The sequence below is a fragment of the Streptomyces himastatinicus ATCC 53653 genome, assembly GCF_000158915.1.
In the GTDB taxonomy this organism is placed as follows: domain Bacteria; phylum Actinomycetota; class Actinomycetes; order Streptomycetales; family Streptomycetaceae; genus Streptomyces; species Streptomyces himastatinicus.
In genome coordinates, this window is record NZ_GG657754.1 from 2,317,763 (window position 1) to 2,336,765 (window position 19,003).

The following is a 19,003-nucleotide window of genomic DNA, read 5'->3' on the forward strand; positions in this document are numbered from 1 at the left end:
CCGGATCTTTTTCATGGGCCCGAGGCCCGCCGCCCTTTGGTCCTGCGCCGCGCCGCCGGGGCGGGTCAGCCCACCGCGGTGTCATCCCCGGCGGTGAGCCGCGCGATCGGGGCGGGCGGGGCCGCGGCCGGAAGGTCGACCCGAAGCAGCGCGCCACCGCGTGCGGAGCGGGCGACGGTGGCCCGGCCGCCGTGGGCGTCGACGACCCGCTGCACGATCGACAGCCCCAGACCGGATCCCGGCAACGCCCGGGCGCTGTCGGCACGGTAGAACCGGTCGAACACCCGCGGTACGTCGGCGGCGTCGATGCCCGGCCCGGCGTCGTCGACCTCGAGCACCGCCGACGCGCCCTCGGCACGGAGCCGGACCTGGACCGGCTGGTCCGCGGGGGACCACTTGCCGGCGTTGTCGATGAGGTTGAGCACCGCCCGCTCGAGCGCAGCGGGACGCCCGCTCACCCACACGGAGGTCATGTCGAGCGCGACCTCGATGTCGGGCACGCGGGAACGCGCCCGGGTCGCGGCGGCCACCACCACGTCGGCGAGGTCGAGCACCTCGGTGCTCTCGTCGCTGACGTCACCGCGCGCCAGGTCGGTCAGTTCGGCGACAAGGGTGCTCAACTCGGCCACCTGGGCGCCGAGATCGTTGAGCAGCCGGGTCCGGCTCTCCGTCGGCAGTGCGCTGTCCAGGGTGCCGCGCCGATCGAGCCGGATCAGCAGCTCGGCGTTGAGGCGCAGGCTGGTGAGCGGGGTCTTGAGCTCGTGGGCGGCGTCCTCGGCGAGCAGCCGCTGGGCCCGTCGGGAGTCCCGGAGCGCGGCGAGCATGTCGTTGATCGACTGGATCAGCCGCCGGATCTCCCCACCGCCCTCATCCGGGATGTCGGCGTCGAGATCCCGGGTGTGCGCGACACGTACCGCGGTGGCGGTCAGCCGGTCGATCGGTGCCAGCCCGGTCCGCGCCACGGTCCGCCCGACAAGGGCGCCGCCGACCACGCAGAGCAGCCCGATCAGCAGCATGCCCAACCCGAACCGGTTGATCGGGCTGTCGTCGGCGACGCGGGCCACCTGGACCGCGCCGTCGCCCGCCCGCAGAGTGTAGATGCGGTAGCCGTCGTCGTCGCTGTCCTTCGACTCCATCAGGTCGGCCGACGCACCCTGCGCCACGCGCCCGGCGTGCTCGCTGACCGGGGGCAGCGCGGGTTGGCCGGCCGGCGTCCGGGTCGAGCCGTCGGGCAGGATGACCCGCACCAGCCGACCGGATCCGGGATACGGCGGTAGCTGGACCTGCGCCAGACCGGCGCGCTCCGCGTTCGTCGCCAGGACGCGGGAGTCGGCGCGTAGCTGATTCTCGGCGGTGTCCCGCAGCTCCCAGTCCAGTAGCTCGCTGGCCACCTGGAAGGCCACGAACACGCTGACCGCGATGGCCGTCGCCGCGATCACCGTCAGCCTGGTCCGCAGGGACCGCCGGCGCCACCATCGGGTCAGCCGGCGCGGTTCCCGGCCGGCGGGCCTGCTCACGGAGAAGTCTCCCGCAACGTGTATCCCAGGCCGCGCAGCGTGTAGATCAATCGCGGCTCACCCTCGGCCTCCATCTTGCGGCGCAGGTAGCTCACGTATACCTGGAGGTTGTTGGCGGTGGAGCTCATGCCGAAGCCCCAGATCGCCTCGAACAGCGCGTCGCGGGTCAAGACCCGGCTCGCGTTGCGCATGAGGACCTGCAGGAGGGAGAACTCGGTCCGGGTCAGGTGCAGCGGCCGCCCGCCCCGCCACGCCTCGAACCTGTCGGGATCGAGCCGGACGTCGGCGAACGACAGGATCTGCGCCTCCCCGTCGGTCGGCGTGCGCCGGCGCAGCAGGGCCCGCACCCGGGCCAGTAACTCCTCGGTGGCGAACGGCTTGGGCAGGTAGTCGTCGGCGCCCGCGTCCAGCCCCGTGACCCGGTCGGAGACCTGGTCACGGGCGGTCAGCATCAGCACCGGCAGATCCCGACCCGCGGCCCGCAACCGCCGGCAGGTCTCCAACCCGCCGAGGCGGGGCATCATCACGTCGAGGAGCAGCAGATCCAGCGTGTCACCGCTGGCCCCACCGACCCCGTCGAGCACGGCGAGACCGTTGGTGACGGTGCTGGTGTCGTAACCCTCGACCTGGAGCACCCGCTCCAGCGACTCACGGATGGCCGGGTCATCATCCGCGATCATGATCCGCACGCCGGCCCGCCCCCTTCCAGTCGATGTTTTTGCCGCTCATTGTCCCCGATCAACCTGAGGCCAGGATTAGAGCGTCGCTGGGGACCGCGCTCTTGCCGTCGAGGACGTCGGGACGGTACTGGAGGGTGCGTAGTCCACGGCGGACAGCGGTGATCAGGTCGTCGGGGTCGGCGAAGGCCCGGTTGGCCAGGACGGTGCGCCGTAGCACGATGGGGCCGCCGAGCCGGCATGTGGGACCTCCCGGTCGGCAAGATGCCATTCCGGACGCGTTCGTATCGACGACCGGCAGCGCCCTCGCCCCGTACCTCGGCGGTGGCGCGCAGGTGTCCCTCGACGGCTGGGGCTGAGTGCCTGCGGCAGCACGGGCGTTCAGTTGTCGGAGGCCGTCTCGCGGAGGAAGCGGGTCAGCAGGTCGGTGATCGCGCTGGGCCGTTCCAGGTTGGGCAGGTGGCCTGCCCAGGGCAGTTCCTGGTGGCGGGCGCCGGGGATACGGGCTGCCAAGTGGGCGGCGATCTCGCGGAAGTCCGGCAGGTCGTGGGCGCCCGATACGGCCAGGCAGGGCGCCTCGATCCGTGCCAGGTCGACCCGAGCCTCGGCGGGGGCGAATTCGGCCGTCAGCTGCACCTCGAAGGCGTGCCGCTGCATCCGTCGGACGCGCTCCCTGGCCTCGTCACCGGCCTCCGGACCCAGCCACGTCGCCACGTTCAGCTCGACGGCTGCCGTGAGGTCCCCGGCCTCGAAGAGCGCGTCCTCCCGTTCGGCGAAGGACCGCAGCGCGGGGCCGGGCGGGTGTCCGGGCAGCGCGGAGCAGAGCAGTGCCAGGGCCGTGACGGCGTCCGGGCGGGCGGCCGCCACGTCCAGGGCGACCTGGCCGCCGTACGAGGAACCGACCAGTGCGGCCCGTTCGATGCCCAGGTGGTCCAGGAGGCCCAGGACGTCCGCGGCGTCACCGTACGGGCGGTCGGCCGCCGGGGAGTCGCCGAACCCCCGGAAGTCGCACCGGACCACCCGGTATCCGGCGGCGGCCAGCACCGGCCACTGCGGGTCCCACATGCGCCGGTCACACACCGAGGAGTGCAGCAGCACCACGGCCGGGCCGTTCCCCGACACATCGTGAGAGAGAGTCATTCGGCGGACGGTAGCGGACATGACGCCCCGAGGACACACCTCATCCGGCCGCCTGGTGCGCCAGGATACGCAACGCGTCCGCGGACGCCGGGTCGTCCGGGGTGTAGATCTCCAGCCGGTGGTCGGGGCTGTCGGGCTGTAGCCAGACCTGGTAGGACACGTCCAGGGCGCCGACCGTGGAGTGGCGCAGCCGCATGGTGCCGGTGGTGCAGTCGGCGACATCGCCGGTGGCCCACATCGCCGCGAAGTCGTCGCTGCGCATCGTGATTTCCCCGATCAGCTCGGCCAGGCGAGCGTCCGTGGGGTGGCGGCCCGCGGTGAGGCGCAGGTAGGCGACGTGGATACGGGCGAGTTCGGGCCAGTTGCGGTGCAGGTCGCGGGTGAGGGGGTCGAGGAAGAACATCCGGGGGATCGACGGGCGCCGGGCCGGGTCCTGGGGTGCGTCGAAGGCGATGTGCTCGGCCACGAGGGCGTTGCCGGTGCGGTTCCAGGCGAGGACGTCGCCCCGTCGGCCGAGGACGATCGCCGGGGTGGCCTCGCCGAGGGACTCCAGGAGGGCGAGGACGCGCGGGTGGGGCTGCTCCGGCGGCGGTTCGCGGAGGCCGGACTTCGCGGATTGCCGGGCGAGGTTGTGGAGGTGGACGGTCTCGACCCGGTCGAGCCGGAGCACCCGGGCGAGGGCACCGAGGACTTGCTCGGAGGCGGTGTCGGCCTGGCCCTGCTCCAGGCGGGTGTAGTAGCCCGCGCTCATTCCGGCGAGCTGGGACAGCTCCTCACGCCGCAGACCGGGGACGCGCCGACAGGTGCCGTACGTACGCAGGCCGATCTCGGCCGGGGTGATGCGGTCACGGCGGCGCTTGAGGAACGTACCCAGGTTCTCCACGTGTTCGAGCCTAGGCCGCTGAGCCGGCTGGTGGGTGTACCTGCTGGGGATACCCACGGCACGGGGATGGCTGCCGCGCCCGGTCCGAAGGACGGTCGGCACCATGACTCAACTGCGTGTGCACCACTCCCCCGGCCTGCGGTCGTGGCTCGGGCTTGTGGTGATCCTCGGACCGGTGCTCCTCGTCTCCATGGACGGATCGATCCTGTTTCTGGCGATGCCACGGATCAGCCAGGCCCTCACCCCGACCGCCGATCAGGCGTTGTGGATCCTGGATGTGTACGGCTTCGCCGTCGGCTCGCTGCTGATCGCCTTCGGTAACCTCGGCGACCGCTACGGACGGCTGAAGCTGCTGCTGATCGGGGCGACCGTGTTCGGCGCGGGGTCCGCCGGGGCGGCGTTCGCGCCGGGCCCGGAGCTTCTCATCGTGTGCCGGGCGGTCATGGGCGTGGCGGGGGCGACGCTCCTGCCCTCGGCGCTGGCCGTGTTGAGCGAGCTGTTCCCCGAGCCGCGGCTCCGGGCGCGGGCCATCGGCATCTTCGCGGCCGCGTTCGCCGCGGGGTTCGCGGTGGGTCCGATCGTCGGCGGCGCGCTGCTGGAGCGGTTCTGGTGGGGGTCGGTCTTCCTGGTCAACCTCCCGGTCATCGCCATGTTCGTCGCGGTCGCGCCGGTCCTGCTGGGCGAGGTGCGCGAGACGCGCCACGGCCGGGTCGACAGGCTCAGCCTGGTGACTTCCGCCGGAGGTCTGCTGCTCACGGTCTACGGGCTCAAGCGCGTGGCCGCGCAAGGGGTGTCGGTGCCGCCGGTCGTGGCAATGGCCTTCGGCGCCGCGTCGCTGGTGTGGTTCGCGCGTCGGCAGCGGCACCTGGACCACCCGCTGATCGACTTCTCGCTCTTCCGCGACCGCGTGTTCACGATCGCGGTCATCACCGGTCTGCTGCCGCTGGCGGCGTGGTCGGTGGCGGCGTATCTGACCGGAGTCTATCTCCAGTCGGTCCTGGGCCTGACCGTTCTGCACGCGGCGCTCCTGGCGCTGCCCGGTGCGGTCGTCCTCACCGTCACGTGCGTCGTCACGCCGATGGCCGTCGGCCGCTTCGGCAAGCGGGCCGCGCTCATCGTGTGCCACTTCTCCATCGCGGCCGGTGTGGTGCTGTTGCTGCCGACCACGACCACCGGCGGGGTCGGCTGGTACGTCGCGTCGACGGCGCTCGCGGGCGTCGGCTTCGGCATCTCGTTCAGCGTCGTCGCCGACACCGCGGTCGCGGCGGTCCCCGCGGAACGGGCGGGGGCGGCGGGCGCGATCGCCGAGACCAGCAACGAGATCGGCAATGCCCTCGGGATCGCGCTCCTCGGCTCGCTCGCCACGATGGTCTTCCGGCTCCAGGGGCCCGGCCTCGCCCCCGCGCTCGATGAAACCCTCCAGCTGCCCGGCCTCGCCCCCGCCGCGGCACGCGACGCGAAGGCGGCCTTCGTCACCGGTCTGCACACCGTCGCCGTGGTGGCCGGGTTGCTGCATGCCGTGCTGGGGGCCGTGGCCCTGCGATGGCTGCGCGCCACGGGCGGTCCCCGTCGGTGAGACGCCGGGGGACAGCCTGTCGGGAGGGCTGAGAGGATGACGCGATCACAACAGAAGGAGAGTGGTGTGCATGATCGTGCTCCTCTTGGTCGGTGTCCTCGTGCTCGTCGTGGGAGGGTGCGCCTGCGTCTTCTGGGCGGCGCGGGGTGACAGTCCGCGATGGGTGCGCGGGGTGTCCAGGGTGACCCTGGCGGTGAGCGAGGTGGCGAGCACCGCGTCGAAGCGCAGCAACCGGAGTTCGGGCCAGAACTCGGCGGACGACGGGGACAGCTGAACGCGCACCATCAGGTTGCGAGAAAGGGCCGCAGCAGGCCGAGCAGCGCATCGGGGCGGTGGAGCGGGATGATGTGGCCGCAGTCCTCGATGAGATGGCCGGTGAGGTCGTCGGCGAGGGGCCGCACTTGGTGTTCGAGTGCGGTGCCCACCGGGTGGGCCCCGATGGTCATCGTGGGCATGGTGAGGCGCCGGCCGCTGTCCGTCTCGGCCTGGATCTGCTGTGCGCTGGTGGCCAGCGCGCGGTACGAGGAGAAGGCGCGGCGCAGGGCCTCGCTCCCGGTGTGGGCGCGGACGAACGCGTCGCGGAGGGCGGGGCGCACCCCGTGGCCGAGAGTGCCGGAGTCGAGGAACCAGTCGATGTAGCGCGCTTCGTGGCCGGGCAATACGTGCTCGGCGAGGCCCGGTTCGGCGTGGAAGCCGAACCACCAGGGTGCCCCATGGGCGAGGAACCCTTCGGCGCCCGGCAGTCTGCCGAGCAGCGCCTCCATGAGCACCAGTCGTCGGACGAGTTCGGGGCGGCGCATGGCGAGCAGGAAGGCGGGCGGGGTTCCCGCGTCGATGCCGACCACGGTCGCGGAGGTCTCGCCGAGGGCTTCGAGGAGCGCTTCGGCGTCGGTGGCGAGGGTCCCGGCGTCGTAGCCGTCCGCGGCGGGGTCGCTCGCGCCGATGCCGCGCATGTCCGGTGCGATCACGCGGTGGTGCGCGGCGAGGCCGTCGAGGATGTCGGTCCACAGCTCCCAGGTGTGCGGGAAGCCGTGCAGCAGCAGGACGGCGGGGCCTTCGCCGGTGAGCGCGACGTTGAGGGTGATACCGCCCGCCGTGACGCGGCGCAGTTCGACGGTGGGGTGCGGGGTGGCGGGCACGAGGGCTCCCAGGTGGTTACCAATGGTGACAAGGGAACGCTAGGTTCCTAGACTGGGCCCGCCAAGACCGCACTTTTGCCTCAGGTGGTGAGCTTCAGGTGACCTCCTCCCCGTCGGGGACCGCCTCCGAGGGGGCGCGCGGCGATCTGTTCTCCCCGCAGTGCCCGACCCGCCGTCTGCTCGACCGGATCGGCACGAAGTGGACGTCGATGGCCATCAAGGTGCTGGCGGAGGCGTCGCCGGACGAGGTGCGCTTCGCGGAGCTGCGGCGCCGGATGCCGGGGGTGTCGCAGAAGATGCTCTCCGCCACGCTCCAGAGCCTGACCCGGGACGGCCTGGTCGGCCGCCGGGTGGAGCCGACGGTGCCGCCGCGCGTGCACTATCGGCTCACCCCGCTGGGGCTCTCGCTGGAAGGGCCCCTGGCCGCGGTCCGGGCGTGGGCCGAGGAGCATATGGCCGAGATCGACCGCGCCAACCGGCTCAGCGAGGAGCCCAACGGAACGTCACCCTGACGACGCGGCGCGCAGCAGCCGGAGTTGGCCGATCTCGGTGACGTTCTTCATGAGTTCGGCGTTCACCCATCCGACCATATGGGCGACGGTGTACTGCGGGTCGTCCTGCCAGGGGAACCGGGCGGTGGCGTCCAGTTCGGTGTCGGCGAGCCCGTCCAGCACCGCCAGCCAGTCGTCGCGCAGACCGCGCAGCCACTCGATGGCCGCCTTGCCGCCGCCCGGCCAGACGATCTCGGTCCGCCCCCTGGGCTCCCGTCCCCGGGCGTGGTCGATGGTCACGCTCCACCACCAGCCGATGTGCCAGCTCACCCAGCCGATGGTGGGAACCGGAACGGGATCGGGTTCGGCGTCGGCCCAGTCCGGCACCCAGGTGCCATCGGATGCCTGACGCATCGTCCAGCAGATGGACGCGGGCTCCCAGAGGAAGTCCCCGGGCTCCAGTCGCTCCAGATGGTATTCGAAGAGTGACCAGGTCAGGTCGAACTGCCAGCGCAGCAAGTCACATCGGGAAGCAGGGGAAACAGTCATCTGCCGACCCTGGCACGCCCTTACGCAACTCGGGAAATGGTTATCCAACTCCTTGACGACATCCGATGTTTGCCCTAGCTTCCTGACGCTACATCAGGTCTGGACCTTTAGTACTGGAGGGTGGACATGCGCAGACGGACACTGCTCGGCGGCGCGGCCGCGACCGGGTTGGGGCTGACGGGCGTCGGCCTGTCGGCGGCACCCGCACAGGCATCGCCCATCGGATCCGGCTGGACGGAGATCAACCCCGGATACTCCGTCCACCAGCCGCCCGGCGCGACGCGCCACACGTACGACAGCTCCACCGGGGAGCACCACTTCTGGGTCTACGACTCCGACCCGAGCACCTTCCCGGGACAGGACTCGGGACCCCGCAGCGAGCTGCGGTTCAAGAACGACTACACCTCCGGCCAGGCGCAGTTCGAGTGCGACATGACGGTGAAGTCGTCCGCGCACCGGGTCTGCGTCTTCCAGGTCTTCGGCGCGGCGACGCAGGCGACCGCGTTCATGGCGCTGGCCATGAACAACAACAGCCTCGCCTACTACGGCAAGACCGATCAGGTCATCTACCGGCCGATCTACGACACCACGCTGCGGCTGAACGTCGTGCACGACACCACCGCGCGCGCGGTGCACGTCTTCGTCAACCGGGAGTTCCAGGTCAGCTACGCGGACCACGGCGCGGGGACCCACTACTTCAAGTGCGGACTGTACGGCCGCGACGGGATGTCCGCACGCTCCGACTGCTATGTGCGGAACGTCCACCTTTACCGCAAGTAACCCCAGGTGGAACGGGTGGCAATGAGGGCCGTGGAGGCCGGTTTGAAAGCGGGGCAAACCGGTACCCGGGGGCCATGCGATGGGGATACACGATGATGACCGAGCAAGCCGGACCACGTCAGCTCGTGGAGGACGTGGTCCGGGCCGAGCAGGTCGGTTTCGACTTCTCGGTGACCTCCGACCACTACTTTCCGTGGCTCGAGTCCCAGGGGCACTCCCCCTACGCCTGGAGTGTGCTCGGGGCGGCCGCGCAGGCCACGTCGCGGATCCCGCTGACGACGTTCGTCACCTGCCCGAGTGTCCGCTACCACCCGGCGGTGGTGGCGCAGAAGGCCGCCACGATGCAGCTGCTGTCCGAGGGCCGGTTCCGGCTGGGCCTGGGCTCCGGCGAGAACCTGAACGAACACGTCGTGGGCACGCGCTGGCCGTCGGCCGACATCCGGCAGGAGATGCTGGAGGAGGCCGTGGAGATCATCCGCGAGCTGTTCCGGGGCGGCTACGTCAACCACCGGGGCACCCACTTCGACGTCGAGTCCGCCAAGCTGTGGGATCTGCCCGACGAGGCGCCGCCCATCGGGCTGGCCGCCTCCGGCGAGGCGTCCTGCAAGCTGGCCGGACAGCTGGCGGACATGCTGATCGCCACCGAGCCGAAGCCCGGTCTGGTGGACGCCTTCGAGCGGCACGGCGGCGGCGGGAAGCCGCGCATCGGGCAGCTGCCGATCGCGTACGACACCGACCGGGACGCGGCGGTCAGCCGGGCCCATGACCAGTTCCGCTGGTTCGGCGGCGGCTGGAAGGTCAACTCCGAGCTGCCGGGTCCGGCCTCCTTCGAGGGCGCCACGCAGTACGTACGGCCCGAGGACGTGGCCGCGTCCCTCCCGTGCGGCGACGACGTCACGGAGTTCACCGAGAAGATCCGCCCCTTCGTGGACGCGGGCTTCACGGATGTGGCCCTGGTCCAGATCGGCGGGGACCACCAGGCGCCCTTCTTCGACTGGGCCGAGAAGCGGCTGCTGCCCGCGCTCAGGGAGCTGTAGCCCGGGCGCCCCGCAGAAAGAGCCGGTGGAGGTCGCGGACGGCGCGCGGGACGGAGGCGGTGCGGCGGCGCTGGATGACCAGCAGGACGTCGGTGTCGGCGCCCACGAGGGGCCGGTGGGTGATGGCCCCGCCGCGCTCCAGCGGATCGCCGATGACGCTGAAGTCGGGCAGCACGGTGACGCCGAGCCCTTCGGCGACCATCAGCTTGCCCATCTCGGCGCCGTCCGTGGAGTACGAGAAGGAGGGCGCGCGGCCGTCGAGGAGGCGGTGGATGTAGCGGTGCATGACGTACCCGGCGCGCATGACGATCAGCGGCTCGCCCTCGCCCAGCAGATCCTCCGCGCCGACCGATGACCGGGCGGCGAGCGGACTGTCGGGGCGTACGCAGACGACGGGGCGGCCACGCAGCAGCTCGGTGGTCTCGAAGTCCGGCGGCAGGTCGTCGCCCCGGAGGTAGTTGACCAGGCCCAGGTCGAGGCTGCCCTCAAGGAGCGCCCGGTGGATGTCGCCCTGCTGGGCGCCGACCACCTCCACCTGGGTCACCGGATGCGTCGCGCGGAACGCGCGGATGACCGGGATCAGCAGCGGGACCGTCGCGGTGTTCACCGTGCCGAGCCGGACCATGCGGCTCACCCGGTGCTGATCGCCGGCCGCGTCGCGCAGCCGGTCCACCGCCTCGATGACGCCGGCGATATGCGGCAGCAACTCCCGCCCCTCGTCGCTGATCTTCGCCCCGGAGCGCTTGCGCTCCAGGAGTTCCACGCCGAGTTCACGTTCGAGGTTGCGGACGGTCTCGCTCAGCGCGGGCTGGGACAGATGCAGTTCCTCGGCGGCCCCGCGCAGGGAGCCGAGCCGGGTGACCGCGGCGATGTATTCGAGCTGTTCGATCCGCACGGCAGCAAGAATGACCATGCCCGTCAGGCGGGTGCAAGGGATTCCCTATTACGGCCTCATGAATACCGACTCACTCCCCGGCCGGGTTCCCGGGTACTGTCGAACCAGGTGCTCCGGTATTTCCGCAGCACAGCCCGTGTCCGGGATATGGAATCCGGCCCCGGTCTTCTTGACCGGGCGGCTGCCTCACTGGTTGGATCGGTGACATGAATCGACAGGACCTCACGCGGCGACGCCACGTCGACCTTGCGCGTGTCTCCAGCGCGTCCTGTTGCTGTCGGGCCTGAGCGCACGCGACGGATCCTTTCCGCGTCGCCACCCCTCCCCTTCTTCAGCCCCCTGACCTGCCAGGTCCCGGGCTGTCCCCCCGCCTCTGACACGCGGCCGTAGGTCCTCGTCCTGCCGCCGTTCCGTGTCACCCACCCTTCGCGCATGACGGCCTGCATGACCGCCTGACCGCCGCGCGTCGGCCGTTTTCCGCGCGCGCCTGAATTCCCCGCCAGGCGCTGATTCGCCATGCCCGTATGCACATTCCGGGAGTTCCCCATGCCCGTAGATCCCGCCACCGAATTCCGCAACGACCCGCTTCAGTTCGCCTACTGGGTGCCCAATGTCAGCGGCGGTCTGGTCACCAGCACCATCGAGCAGCGCACCGACTGGGGCTACGACTACAACCGCGAGCTGGCCGTGCTCGCGGAGAACAACGGCTTCGACTACGCCCTCAGCCAGGTGCGGTACATGGCCAGCTACGGCGCCGAGTACCAGCACGAGTCGACCAGCTTCAGCCTCGCGCTGCTGCTCGCCACCCAGCGGCTGAAGGTCATCGCCGCCGTCCACCCCGGGCTGTGGCATCCGGGCGTCCTGGCCAAGCTGGGCGCCACCGCCGATCAGCTCTCCGGCGGGCGGTTCGCGGTGAACGTCGTCAGCGGCTGGTTCAAGGGCGAGTTCACCGCGCTCGGCGAACCATGGCTGGAGCACGACGAGCGCTACCGCCGCGCCGAGGAGTTCATCCACGCCCTGCGCACCATCTGGACCGAGGACCACGCCGAAGTGGCCGGGGACTTCTACCGGATCCGTGACTTCTCGCTCAAGCCCAAGCCGCTGAACAGCACGGAGCGCCCGCATCCGGAGATCTTCCAGGGCGGCAACTCCACCGCGGCCCGCGCCATGGCCGGGCGGGTCTCCGACTGGTACTTCAGCAACGGCAAGGACTTCGACGGCGTCACCGAGCAGCTCCGGGACGTGCGCGCCTCCGCCGCCACCGCGGGCCGTCCGGCGCCCCGCTTCGGTCTCAACGCGTTCCTCATCGCCCGCGACACCGAGGCCGAGGCCCGCGACACCCTGCGCGAGATCGTCTCCAAGGCCAACTCCGACGCCGTGCACGGCTTCCGCGACGCGGTGCAGCAGGCGGGGCAGTCCACCGCCGACGGCAAGGGCATGTGGCAGGACTCCAGCTTCGAGGACCTGGTGCAGTACAACGACGGCTTCCGCACCGGGCTGATCGGCACCCCCGAGCAGATCGCCGAGCGCATCGTCGCCTACAAGCGGCTCGGCGTCGATCTGTTCCTCCTCGGCTTCCTCCACTACCTGGAGGACGTCGAGTACTTCGGCAAGCGCGTGCTGCCGCTGGTGCGCGAGCTGGAGGCACAGCAGCCGGACACCGCGCCCGCGCCCGCCCTCATCTGATCCCGTACGCACGCCCGGAAGGGAACGCCCATGAGCACCGCCACCCGCACCGACTGGCAGACCCGTACCCGCCCCACCGACGCCGACGGCTGGATCGGGCGCGCCGCCGAGGTCGCCGGTGTCCTGGCCACCGACGCGGCCGCCCGCGACAAGGCCGGCGCCACCCCGTACGCCGAGGTCCAGCTGCTGAAGGACTCGGGCCTGGTCACCCTCCTCGGCCCCGCCGCGCACGGGGGAGGCGGCCAGGACTGGCCGACCGCGTACCGCGTGGTCCGGGAGATCGCCAAGGCCGACGGCTCCATCGGGCAGCTGCTCGGCTATCACTATCTGTGGAACTGGGCCGCCCGGCTGGTCGGCACCCGCGAGCAGTGGGAGCAGGTCGAGGCCGACGCGGCCCGGAACCAGTGGTTCTTCGGTGGCGCCGTCAACCCGCGCGACAACGACGTGGTCGTCCGGGACGAGGGCGACAGCATCACCTTCACCGGCCACAAGTCCTTCTCCACCGGCAGCAAGGTCTCCGACGTCACCGTCCTGGAGGGGGTCTTCGAAGGCACCGATCGCCATGTGTTCGCCATCGTCCCGTCCGACAGCGAGGGCCTGACCTTCCACGACGACTGGGACAACATCGGCCAGCGGCTCACCGAGAGCGGCAGCGTCACGCTCGACGGCGTGACGGTCCCGTGGGCGGCGGCCGCCGGATACGTGGACAAGGAGTTCCGGCCCCGCGTCTACAACACCCTCAACGTGCCGACGATCCAGCTGGTCTTCGTCGCCTTCTACCTGGGCATCGCGGCCGGTGCGCTGGAGACGGCGGCCGTGTACACCCGCCACAAGTCCCGGTCCTGGCTGCACGGCGGGTTCGACGCGGCGGTCGACGAGCCGCATGTCATCGACACGTACGGCGACCTCACCGCCAAGCTGTGGGCCGCCGAGGCGCTCGCGGACACCGTGGCGGCCGAGGGGCAGCGGCTGCACGAGGACCCGGACGCGGTCACCGAGCAGGCGCGTGGCGAGTTCGAGGTCAGGGTGGCCGCGGTGAAGGCGCGGGCCACCGACGTCGCCCTGGAGGTGACCAGCCGCATCTTCGAGGTCACCGGGGCCCGCTCCACCGCCTCCGCCGAGGGCCTGGACCGCTTCTGGCGCAACGTCCGCACCCACACCCTGCACGACCCGGTGGCCTACAAGCGCCGCGAGGTGGGCCGCCATGTGCTGACCGCCGAACTCCCGGAACCCACCTGGTACTCCTGACCGCCCGCCACACCGCTCGCCACTTCCTCGAAAGGGATCACCATGGCCACCATCCTGTCCATCTCCGGCTCCCCCTCCGCCACCTCCCGCACCGGCCGCCTGCTGCGCCACCTCGACGGGCGCCTCACCGACCAGGGCCATGAGGTGATCCCGCTCGACGTCCGCACCATCCCCGCCACCGCCCTGCTCGGCGCCGACTTCGCGCATCCGGACATCGTCCGGGCCAGGACGCTGGTCGAGCAGGCGGACGGGGTCGTCGTCGGCACCCCCGTCTACAAGGCCGCCTACTCCGGGCTGCTGAAGTCCCTGCTGGATCTGCTGCCGCAGTACGCGCTGGCGGGCAAGACAGTGCTGCCGCTGGCCACCGGCGGCACCACGGCGCACGTGCTGGCCATCGACTACGCGCTGCGGCCGGTGCTGTCCTCGATGGGCGCGGCGCACATCGTGCAGGGCTGGTTCACGCTCGACAAGGACATCACCGCCACCCCCGACGGCGGGGTGATCGTGACCCCCGGCGCGGCCGAGGCGCTGGAGCAGGTCGTCGACCAGTTCTCCGTGGCGCTGGGCCATCAGCCCCTGCTCGCGGCGGCGAGCTGAACACCCATGACCAGGGACCCCGATACCGCCCACCGCATCGCCGACGACGCGGAGGCGCTGGAGGTGGCCGCGAAGCTCGCCGAGGAGTTCCGTACGGGCGCGGCCGGGCGCGACGCGGACCGCACCCTGCCGCGCGCCGAGCTGGACCGGCTGTCGGCGTCCGGGCTGCTGGCGATCACCGTGCCGGACGAACACGGTGGCGCGGACGTCTCGGCGGTCACCCTCGCCGAGGTGTTCCGGCTGCTGGCGGCCGCGGACGCCAGCCTCGCCCAGATTCCGCAGAGCCACTTCGTGTACATCAACGTGCTGCGCCGTCAGGGCACGCCGGAGCAGCAGGCGTTCTTCTTCGGCGAGGTGCTGGCGGGCAGGCGGTTCGGCAACGCCCAGTCGGAGGCGGGGACGAAGCACATCCAGGACATCCGCACCCGCCTGGAGCCACGGCCCGACGGTTCGTACGAGCTGACGGGCGTCAAGCACTACTCCACCGGTGCCCTGTTCGCCGACTGGATCCCGGTGCTGGCGCGCGGCGCCAACGAGGAGCTGTACGTGGCGTATGTGCCACGGGAGGCGCCCGGGGTGAGCGTCGTGGACGACTGGGACGGCATGGGGCAGCGTACGACCGCCAGCGGCACCGTACGGCTGGAGGGCGTGGACGTGCCAACCGACCGCGTGGTGCCGCATCACCTCACCTTCCGCGGCCCTCAACTGCACGGCGCCGTAGCCCAGTTGCTGCACGCCGCCATCGACGCGGGGATCGCCTCGGGCGCGCTCGCTGAGGCGGTGGCGTTCGTGCGCACCAAGAGCCGTCCATGGTTCGAGAGCGGCTTCGAGACGGCCGCCGAGGACCCGCTGCTCATCCAGCGCTTCGGCGAACTGGCGATCCAGGTGCGGGCGGCCGAGGCGCTGCTGTCCGCCGCCGCGCGGGCGGTGGACGCCGCCCGTGCGGATCTCACCGAGGACACCGCGGCCGAGGCGTCCATCGCCGTGGCCACCGCGAAGGTGTCGGCGGCCGCGGCCGCGGTGGAGGCGGGCAGCGCGCTCTTCGAGGTGTCCGGCACCCGCTCGGCACTGGACTTCCTCAACCTCCACCGCCACTGGCGGGACGCCCGCACCCACACCCTGCACGACCCGCCCCGCTGGAAGGTCCAGCACATCGGCCGCTACGTGCTGAACGGCACCCGGCCGCCCCGGCACGGCCTTCTGTAACCCCCCTCACGAAAATCCCTGATCGGAGCCGCATCCATGTCCCTCACCTTTCACTGGTTCCTGCCCACCAACGGCGACAGCCGCCATGTCGTCGGCGGCGGTCACGGAACGCCCGTCACCGCGGCCGGTGGCGACCGTCCGCCGTCCGTCGGCTACCTCACCCAGATCGCCCGCGCCGCCGAGGACCTGGGCTTCGTCGGGGCGCTGACGCCGACCGGGGCATGGTGCGAGGACGCGTGGCTGACGACCGCGATGGTCAGCCAGAACACCGAGCGGCTGAAGTTCCTGGTGGCGTTCCGCCCGGGCTTCGTCTCCCCCACCCTCGCCGCGCAGATGGCCTCGACGTACCAGCGGCAGACGAACGGCCGACTGCTGCTGAACGTGGTCACCGGGGGCGAGAGCCATGAGCAGCGGGCGTACGGCGACTTCCTCGACAAGGAGGGGCGCTACCGGCGCACCGATGAGTTCCTGGAGATCGTGCGCGGGCTGTGGGACGGCAAGACCGTGGATCATGCGGGCGAGCACCTCCAGGTGGCGGACGCCTCGCTGGCCCGGCTGCCCGACCCGGTGCCGGAGGTGTACTTCGGCGGCTCCTCCCCCATCGCCGGTGAGGTGGCGGCGCGCCATGTGGATGTGTACCTCACCTGGGGCGAGCCGCCCGCCCAGGTCGCGGAGAAGATCGCCTGGGTCCGGGGTCTCGCGGCCAAGGAGGGCCGCAAGATCCGCTTCGGCATCCGGCTGCACGTCATCACCCGCGACACCAGCGAGCAGGCGTGGGCGGAGGCGCGGCGGCTGCTGGACGGCTTCGACCCGGAGACGGTGAAGTCCGTCCAGGCCGGGCTCGGGCGCAGCGAGTCCGAGGGGCAGAAGCGCATGCTGGCGCTGCACGGCGGCGGCCGGGACGGGCTGGAGATCCACCCCAATCTGTGGGCGGGCATCGGCCTGGTGCGCGGCGGCGCCGGTACGGCGCTGGTGGGCAGCCATGAGGAAGTGGCGGAGCGGATCGCGGAGTACCACCGGATCGGGATCGACGAGTTCGTGCTGTCCGGCTATCCGCATCTGGAGGAGGCGTACTGGTTCGGCGAGGGCGTGCTGCCCCGCTTGCAGCAGCAGGGGCTGTGGACGCATCCGGCGCGCCCCACCACCGCCCCGCAGCCCGCCGCGCAGGTGCCGTTCGCCGCGTCAGGGAGCCGATGATGGCCCACGTGATCGCCACCGAGGCCGAGGCGGCCCGGGTGGCGGCGAAGCTCGCCGAGGGGTTCCGTACGGGCGCGGCCCGGCGCGACGCGGACCGCAGGCTGCCGCGCGCCGAACTCGACGCGCTCTCGGAGTCGGGGCTGCTGGGCGTCACCGTGCCGCGTGCGCACGGTGGCGCCGGGGTGGGCGCCCGTACGCTCGGCGAGGTCATCCGGCTGCTGTCGGCGGCCGACTCCAGCATCGGGCAGATTCCACAGAACCACTTCTTCTTCGTGGAGGTCCTGAAGGAGAACGGCACCGAGGAGCAACGCGCCTTCTTCTACGGCGAGTTGCTGGCCGGGCGCCGGTTCGGCAACGCGCTGGCGGAGAAGGGCACCCGGCACGCCCTGGAGTTCGCCACCCGGCTGGTCCCGGATCCGGTGGCGGGCGGTTTCCGGCTGACGGGGACCAAGGACTACGCCACCGGGGCGCTGTTCGCGCACTGGGTGCCGGTGTTCGCGCTCGGCCCGGAGGACCGTCTCACCGCCGCCTTCCTGCCGCACGACGCGCCCGGGCTGACCGTGGTGGACGACTGGGACGGGATCGGCCAGCGCACCACGGCCAGCGGCACCGTACGGCTGGACGATGTGCACGTACCGCAGGAGCGGGTGGTGCCGCACCATCTGACCTTCGAGCGGCCCGAGGTGTTCGGCGCGTTCGGGCAGTACCTCCACGCGGCCGTGGACACCGGGATCGCCCGGGCCGCGCTGGAGGAGGGCGGTGAGCTGATCCGTACCGTCGCCCGTCCCTGGGGCGAGTCGGGGGCCGACCGGGCGGCCGGGGAGCCGCTGGTGATCCAGAAGTTCGGCGAGCTCGCCCTGCTCGTACGGTCCGCCGAAGCGCTGCTGGAGCGGGCCGGGGCCGCCATCGACGCGGCCCGCGGCGCACCGGGCGACGAACCGCTCGCCGGTGAGGCGTCGATCGCGGTCACCGCGGCCCGCGCCCAGGCCGACACCGCCGCGGTGACGGTCGCCAGCGAGGTGTTCGCGCTCATCGGCACCCGGTCCGCGCTGCGCGGCGGCAACCTCGACCGGCACTGGCGCAACGCCCGCACCCACACCCTGCACGACCCACGCCGCTGGAAGATCCAGCACCTCGGCAACCACGCCCTCAACGGCGTCACCCCACCCGCCAACGGCATCGTCTGAGTCCTGCCAGTCCGAGTCGTACCAGGAGGAGCGCGGCCATGAGCACCACCCTGTCACCCCCGGCCACCCACGAGCAGTGGCTCGCCACCGCCCGTGAGGTCGCCGCCGGCCTGGCGCGGGACGCCGTCGAACGGGACCGGGCGAACCGCCCGCCCCACGACGAGGCCGCCCGGCTGCGCGACGCCGGGCTGCTGACCCTGCTGATCCCGGCCGAGCGCGGTGGCGGGGGCGCCGACTGGCGTACCGCCTACGCCGTCATCCGCGAGATCGCCGCGGTGACGGGTCGATCGGGCAACTCCTGGGCTACCACTACCTGTTGTCGTGGAACGTGCGCTTCTTCGGCGACGCGGCGCACACCGAGCGGGTGGAGCGCGCCGCCGCCGAGGGCCGCTGGCTGTGGGGCGGCGCGTTCAACCCGCGCGACCCGGACGTGGTGCTCACTCCCACGGGCCCGAGGGGTACGGGCTTCCGCCTCGACGGGCGGAAGACGTTCGCCACCGGCGCCCGGGTCGCCGACCGGCTGGTGGTCGGCGCGACCCGCGCGGACACCGGTGAGCCGCTGGTCGTGTTCGTCGACCCCGAGCACCCCGGTGTCGTACGCAACGACGACTGGGACAACTTCGGGCAGCGGCTGTCGGCCAGCGGCAGCGTGGAGTTCCACGCGGTGCCGGTGGCGGCGGACGACGTCCTGGGCTCGCTCTCGCAGGACGACGGCGTGCTGTCCCCGTTCGCCACCCTGGTGACCCCGGCCATCCAGCTGGTCTTCGTCCACTTCTACCTCGGCATCGCGGAGGGCGCGCTCGCCGCCGCCGCGGAGTACACCCGTACCACCACCCGCCCCTGGCCGCTGTCCGGAGTGGCGTCGGCGACCCAGGACCCGTATGTGCTCGCCACCTACGGGGAGCTGGCCGTCTCCGCCCGCGCCACCCGGGCCCTGGCCGACGAGGCGGTGGAGGCCGTCCGGCGCGGCCTGGACCGGGGTCCCGAGCTGACCGGCGAGGAGCGCGGCGAGATCGCCGTCACCGTCGCCACCGCCAAGGTGGCCGCCACCAAGGCCGCCCTGGACATCACCGCCCGCGTCCTGGAGGTGACCGGCGCCCGCGCCACCGCCTCCGGTCACGGCTTCGACCTGTACTGGCGCAACGCCCGCACCCACACGCTGCACGACCCGGTGGCCTACAAGCTGCGCGAGGTCGGC

The 19,003-nt window shown here is 71.7% G+C and carries 20 protein-coding genes and 1 pseudogene; 12 read left to right on the top strand and 9 right to left on the bottom strand.

Annotation, left to right across the window (positions count from 1 at the left end; genetic code table 11):
• Positions 1-65: 65 nt before the first annotated feature.
• The 5 genes from SSOG_RS09150 to SSOG_RS09165 form a co-directional block, all read right to left on the bottom strand.
• Positions 66-1,517, bottom strand: coding sequence for a HAMP domain-containing sensor histidine kinase (locus SSOG_RS09150; RefSeq protein WP_009713932.1), 1,452 nt, complete (start codon positions 1,515-1,517; stop codon positions 66-68).
• Complete coding sequence (locus tag SSOG_RS09155; protein ID WP_009713933.1) at positions 1,514-2,206, bottom strand: response regulator transcription factor; 693 nt, start codon at positions 2,204-2,206, stop codon at positions 1,514-1,516. The genes SSOG_RS09150 and SSOG_RS09155 overlap by 4 nt, the downstream gene beginning before the upstream one ends.
• A 49-nt stretch (positions 2,207-2,255) precedes the next feature.
• Positions 2,256-2,414, bottom strand: a complete 159-nt coding sequence (locus tag SSOG_RS53415) for a hypothetical protein (RefSeq protein WP_245606256.1) — start codon at positions 2,412-2,414, stop codon at positions 2,256-2,258.
• 161 nt (positions 2,415-2,575) lie between these two features.
• Positions 2,576-3,334, bottom strand: a complete 759-nt coding sequence (locus SSOG_RS09160; protein ID WP_009713935.1) for an alpha/beta fold hydrolase — start codon at positions 3,332-3,334, stop codon at positions 2,576-2,578.
• 40 nt (positions 3,335-3,374) lie between these two features.
• On the bottom strand, positions 3,375-4,217 hold the full coding sequence (locus tag SSOG_RS09165; RefSeq protein ID WP_039936985.1) for a helix-turn-helix transcriptional regulator: 843 nt from the start codon (positions 4,215-4,217) through the stop codon (positions 3,375-3,377).
• A gap of 103 nt (positions 4,218-4,320) precedes the next feature.
• Here SSOG_RS09165 and SSOG_RS09170 point away from each other — a divergent pair, with 103 nt between their 5' ends.
• Positions 4,321-5,793 (top strand): MFS transporter, encoded by a 1,473-nt coding sequence (locus SSOG_RS09170; protein ID WP_039936986.1) that lies wholly within the window; start codon positions 4,321-4,323, stop codon positions 5,791-5,793.
• Positions 5,794-5,838: 45 nt separating this feature from the next.
• Here SSOG_RS09170 and SSOG_RS57885 read toward each other — a convergent pair whose 3' ends face one another.
• Positions 5,839-6,078, bottom strand: a complete 240-nt coding sequence (locus tag SSOG_RS57885) for a hypothetical protein (RefSeq protein WP_009713938.1) — start codon at positions 6,076-6,078, stop codon at positions 5,839-5,841.
• Complete coding sequence (locus SSOG_RS09180; RefSeq protein ID WP_009713939.1) at positions 6,078-6,944, bottom strand: alpha/beta fold hydrolase; 867 nt, start codon at positions 6,942-6,944, stop codon at positions 6,078-6,080. Before SSOG_RS09180 ends, SSOG_RS57885 begins: the two co-directional genes overlap by 1 nt.
• Before the next feature lie 86 nt (positions 6,945-7,030).
• Between SSOG_RS09180 and SSOG_RS09185 the strand changes: the two genes are divergently transcribed.
• On the top strand, positions 7,031-7,444 hold the full coding sequence (locus SSOG_RS09185) for a winged helix-turn-helix transcriptional regulator (RefSeq protein ID WP_009713940.1): 414 nt from the start codon (positions 7,031-7,033) through the stop codon (positions 7,442-7,444).
• Here SSOG_RS09185 and SSOG_RS09190 read toward each other — a convergent pair.
• A complete protein-coding gene (locus SSOG_RS09190) occupies positions 7,436-7,972 on the bottom strand; it encodes a DinB family protein (protein WP_039936990.1) in 537 nt (178 codons plus the stop codon). The genes SSOG_RS09185 and SSOG_RS09190 overlap by 9 nt on opposite strands.
• 126 nt (positions 7,973-8,098) lie before the next feature.
• Here SSOG_RS09190 and SSOG_RS09195 point away from each other — a divergent pair, with 126 nt between their 5' ends.
• Together SSOG_RS09195 and SSOG_RS09200 are read left to right on the top strand one after the other, a co-directional pair.
• The gene (locus SSOG_RS09195) at positions 8,099-8,752 is read left to right on the top strand and encodes a polysaccharide lyase family 7 protein (protein ID WP_039936992.1); all 654 of its coding nucleotides are present in this window, start codon (positions 8,099-8,101) and stop codon (positions 8,750-8,752) included.
• Between the two features lie 74 nt (positions 8,753-8,826).
• The gene (locus SSOG_RS09200) at positions 8,827-9,789 is read left to right on the top strand and encodes an LLM class F420-dependent oxidoreductase (protein WP_009713943.1); all 963 of its coding nucleotides are present in this window, start codon (positions 8,827-8,829) and stop codon (positions 9,787-9,789) included.
• On the opposite strand, the gene SSOG_RS09205 is transcribed toward SSOG_RS09200, so the two are convergent.
• Complete coding sequence (locus tag SSOG_RS09205; RefSeq protein ID WP_039940851.1) at positions 9,776-10,684, bottom strand: LysR family transcriptional regulator; 909 nt, start codon at positions 10,682-10,684, stop codon at positions 9,776-9,778. The genes SSOG_RS09200 and SSOG_RS09205 overlap by 14 nt on opposite strands.
• Positions 10,685-11,230: 546 nt before the next feature.
• Between SSOG_RS09205 and sfnG the strand changes: the two genes are divergently transcribed.
• The 8 genes and pseudogenes from sfnG to SSOG_RS55795 form a co-directional block, all read left to right on the top strand.
• Positions 11,231-12,370 (top strand): dimethylsulfone monooxygenase SfnG, encoded by a 1,140-nt coding sequence (gene sfnG / locus SSOG_RS09210; RefSeq protein WP_009713945.1) that lies wholly within the window; start codon positions 11,231-11,233, stop codon positions 12,368-12,370.
• Positions 12,371-12,400: 30 nt separating this feature from the next.
• A complete protein-coding gene (locus SSOG_RS09215; RefSeq protein ID WP_009713946.1) occupies positions 12,401-13,618 on the top strand; it encodes an acyl-CoA dehydrogenase family protein in 1,218 nt (405 codons plus the stop codon).
• A 42-nt stretch (positions 13,619-13,660) separates the two neighbouring features.
• A complete protein-coding gene (gene ssuE / locus SSOG_RS09220) occupies positions 13,661-14,215 on the top strand; it encodes an NADPH-dependent FMN reductase (protein WP_009713947.1) in 555 nt (184 codons plus the stop codon).
• 6 nt (positions 14,216-14,221) lie between these two features.
• On the top strand, positions 14,222-15,421 hold the full coding sequence (locus SSOG_RS09225; RefSeq protein ID WP_009713948.1) for an SfnB family sulfur acquisition oxidoreductase: 1,200 nt from the start codon (positions 14,222-14,224) through the stop codon (positions 15,419-15,421).
• Positions 15,422-15,457: 36 nt separating this feature from the next.
• On the top strand, positions 15,458-16,618 hold the full coding sequence (locus SSOG_RS09230; RefSeq protein WP_009713949.1) for an LLM class flavin-dependent oxidoreductase: 1,161 nt from the start codon (positions 15,458-15,460) through the stop codon (positions 16,616-16,618).
• On the top strand, positions 16,618-17,805 hold the full coding sequence (locus SSOG_RS09235) for an SfnB family sulfur acquisition oxidoreductase (protein ID WP_009713950.1): 1,188 nt from the start codon (positions 16,618-16,620) through the stop codon (positions 17,803-17,805). Before SSOG_RS09230 ends, SSOG_RS09235 begins: the two co-directional genes overlap by 1 nt.
• Before the next feature lie 38 nt (positions 17,806-17,843).
• Positions 17,844-18,548, top strand: a complete 705-nt coding sequence (locus SSOG_RS55790; RefSeq protein WP_245606257.1) for an acyl-CoA dehydrogenase family protein — start codon at positions 17,844-17,846, stop codon at positions 18,546-18,548.
• Positions 18,545-18,910, top strand: a pseudogene (locus SSOG_RS55795) (acyl-CoA dehydrogenase family protein); the annotation flags it as partial. The gene SSOG_RS55790 and the pseudogene SSOG_RS55795, both read left to right, overlap by 4 nt.
• Between the last annotated feature and the right edge of the window lie 93 nt (positions 18,911-19,003).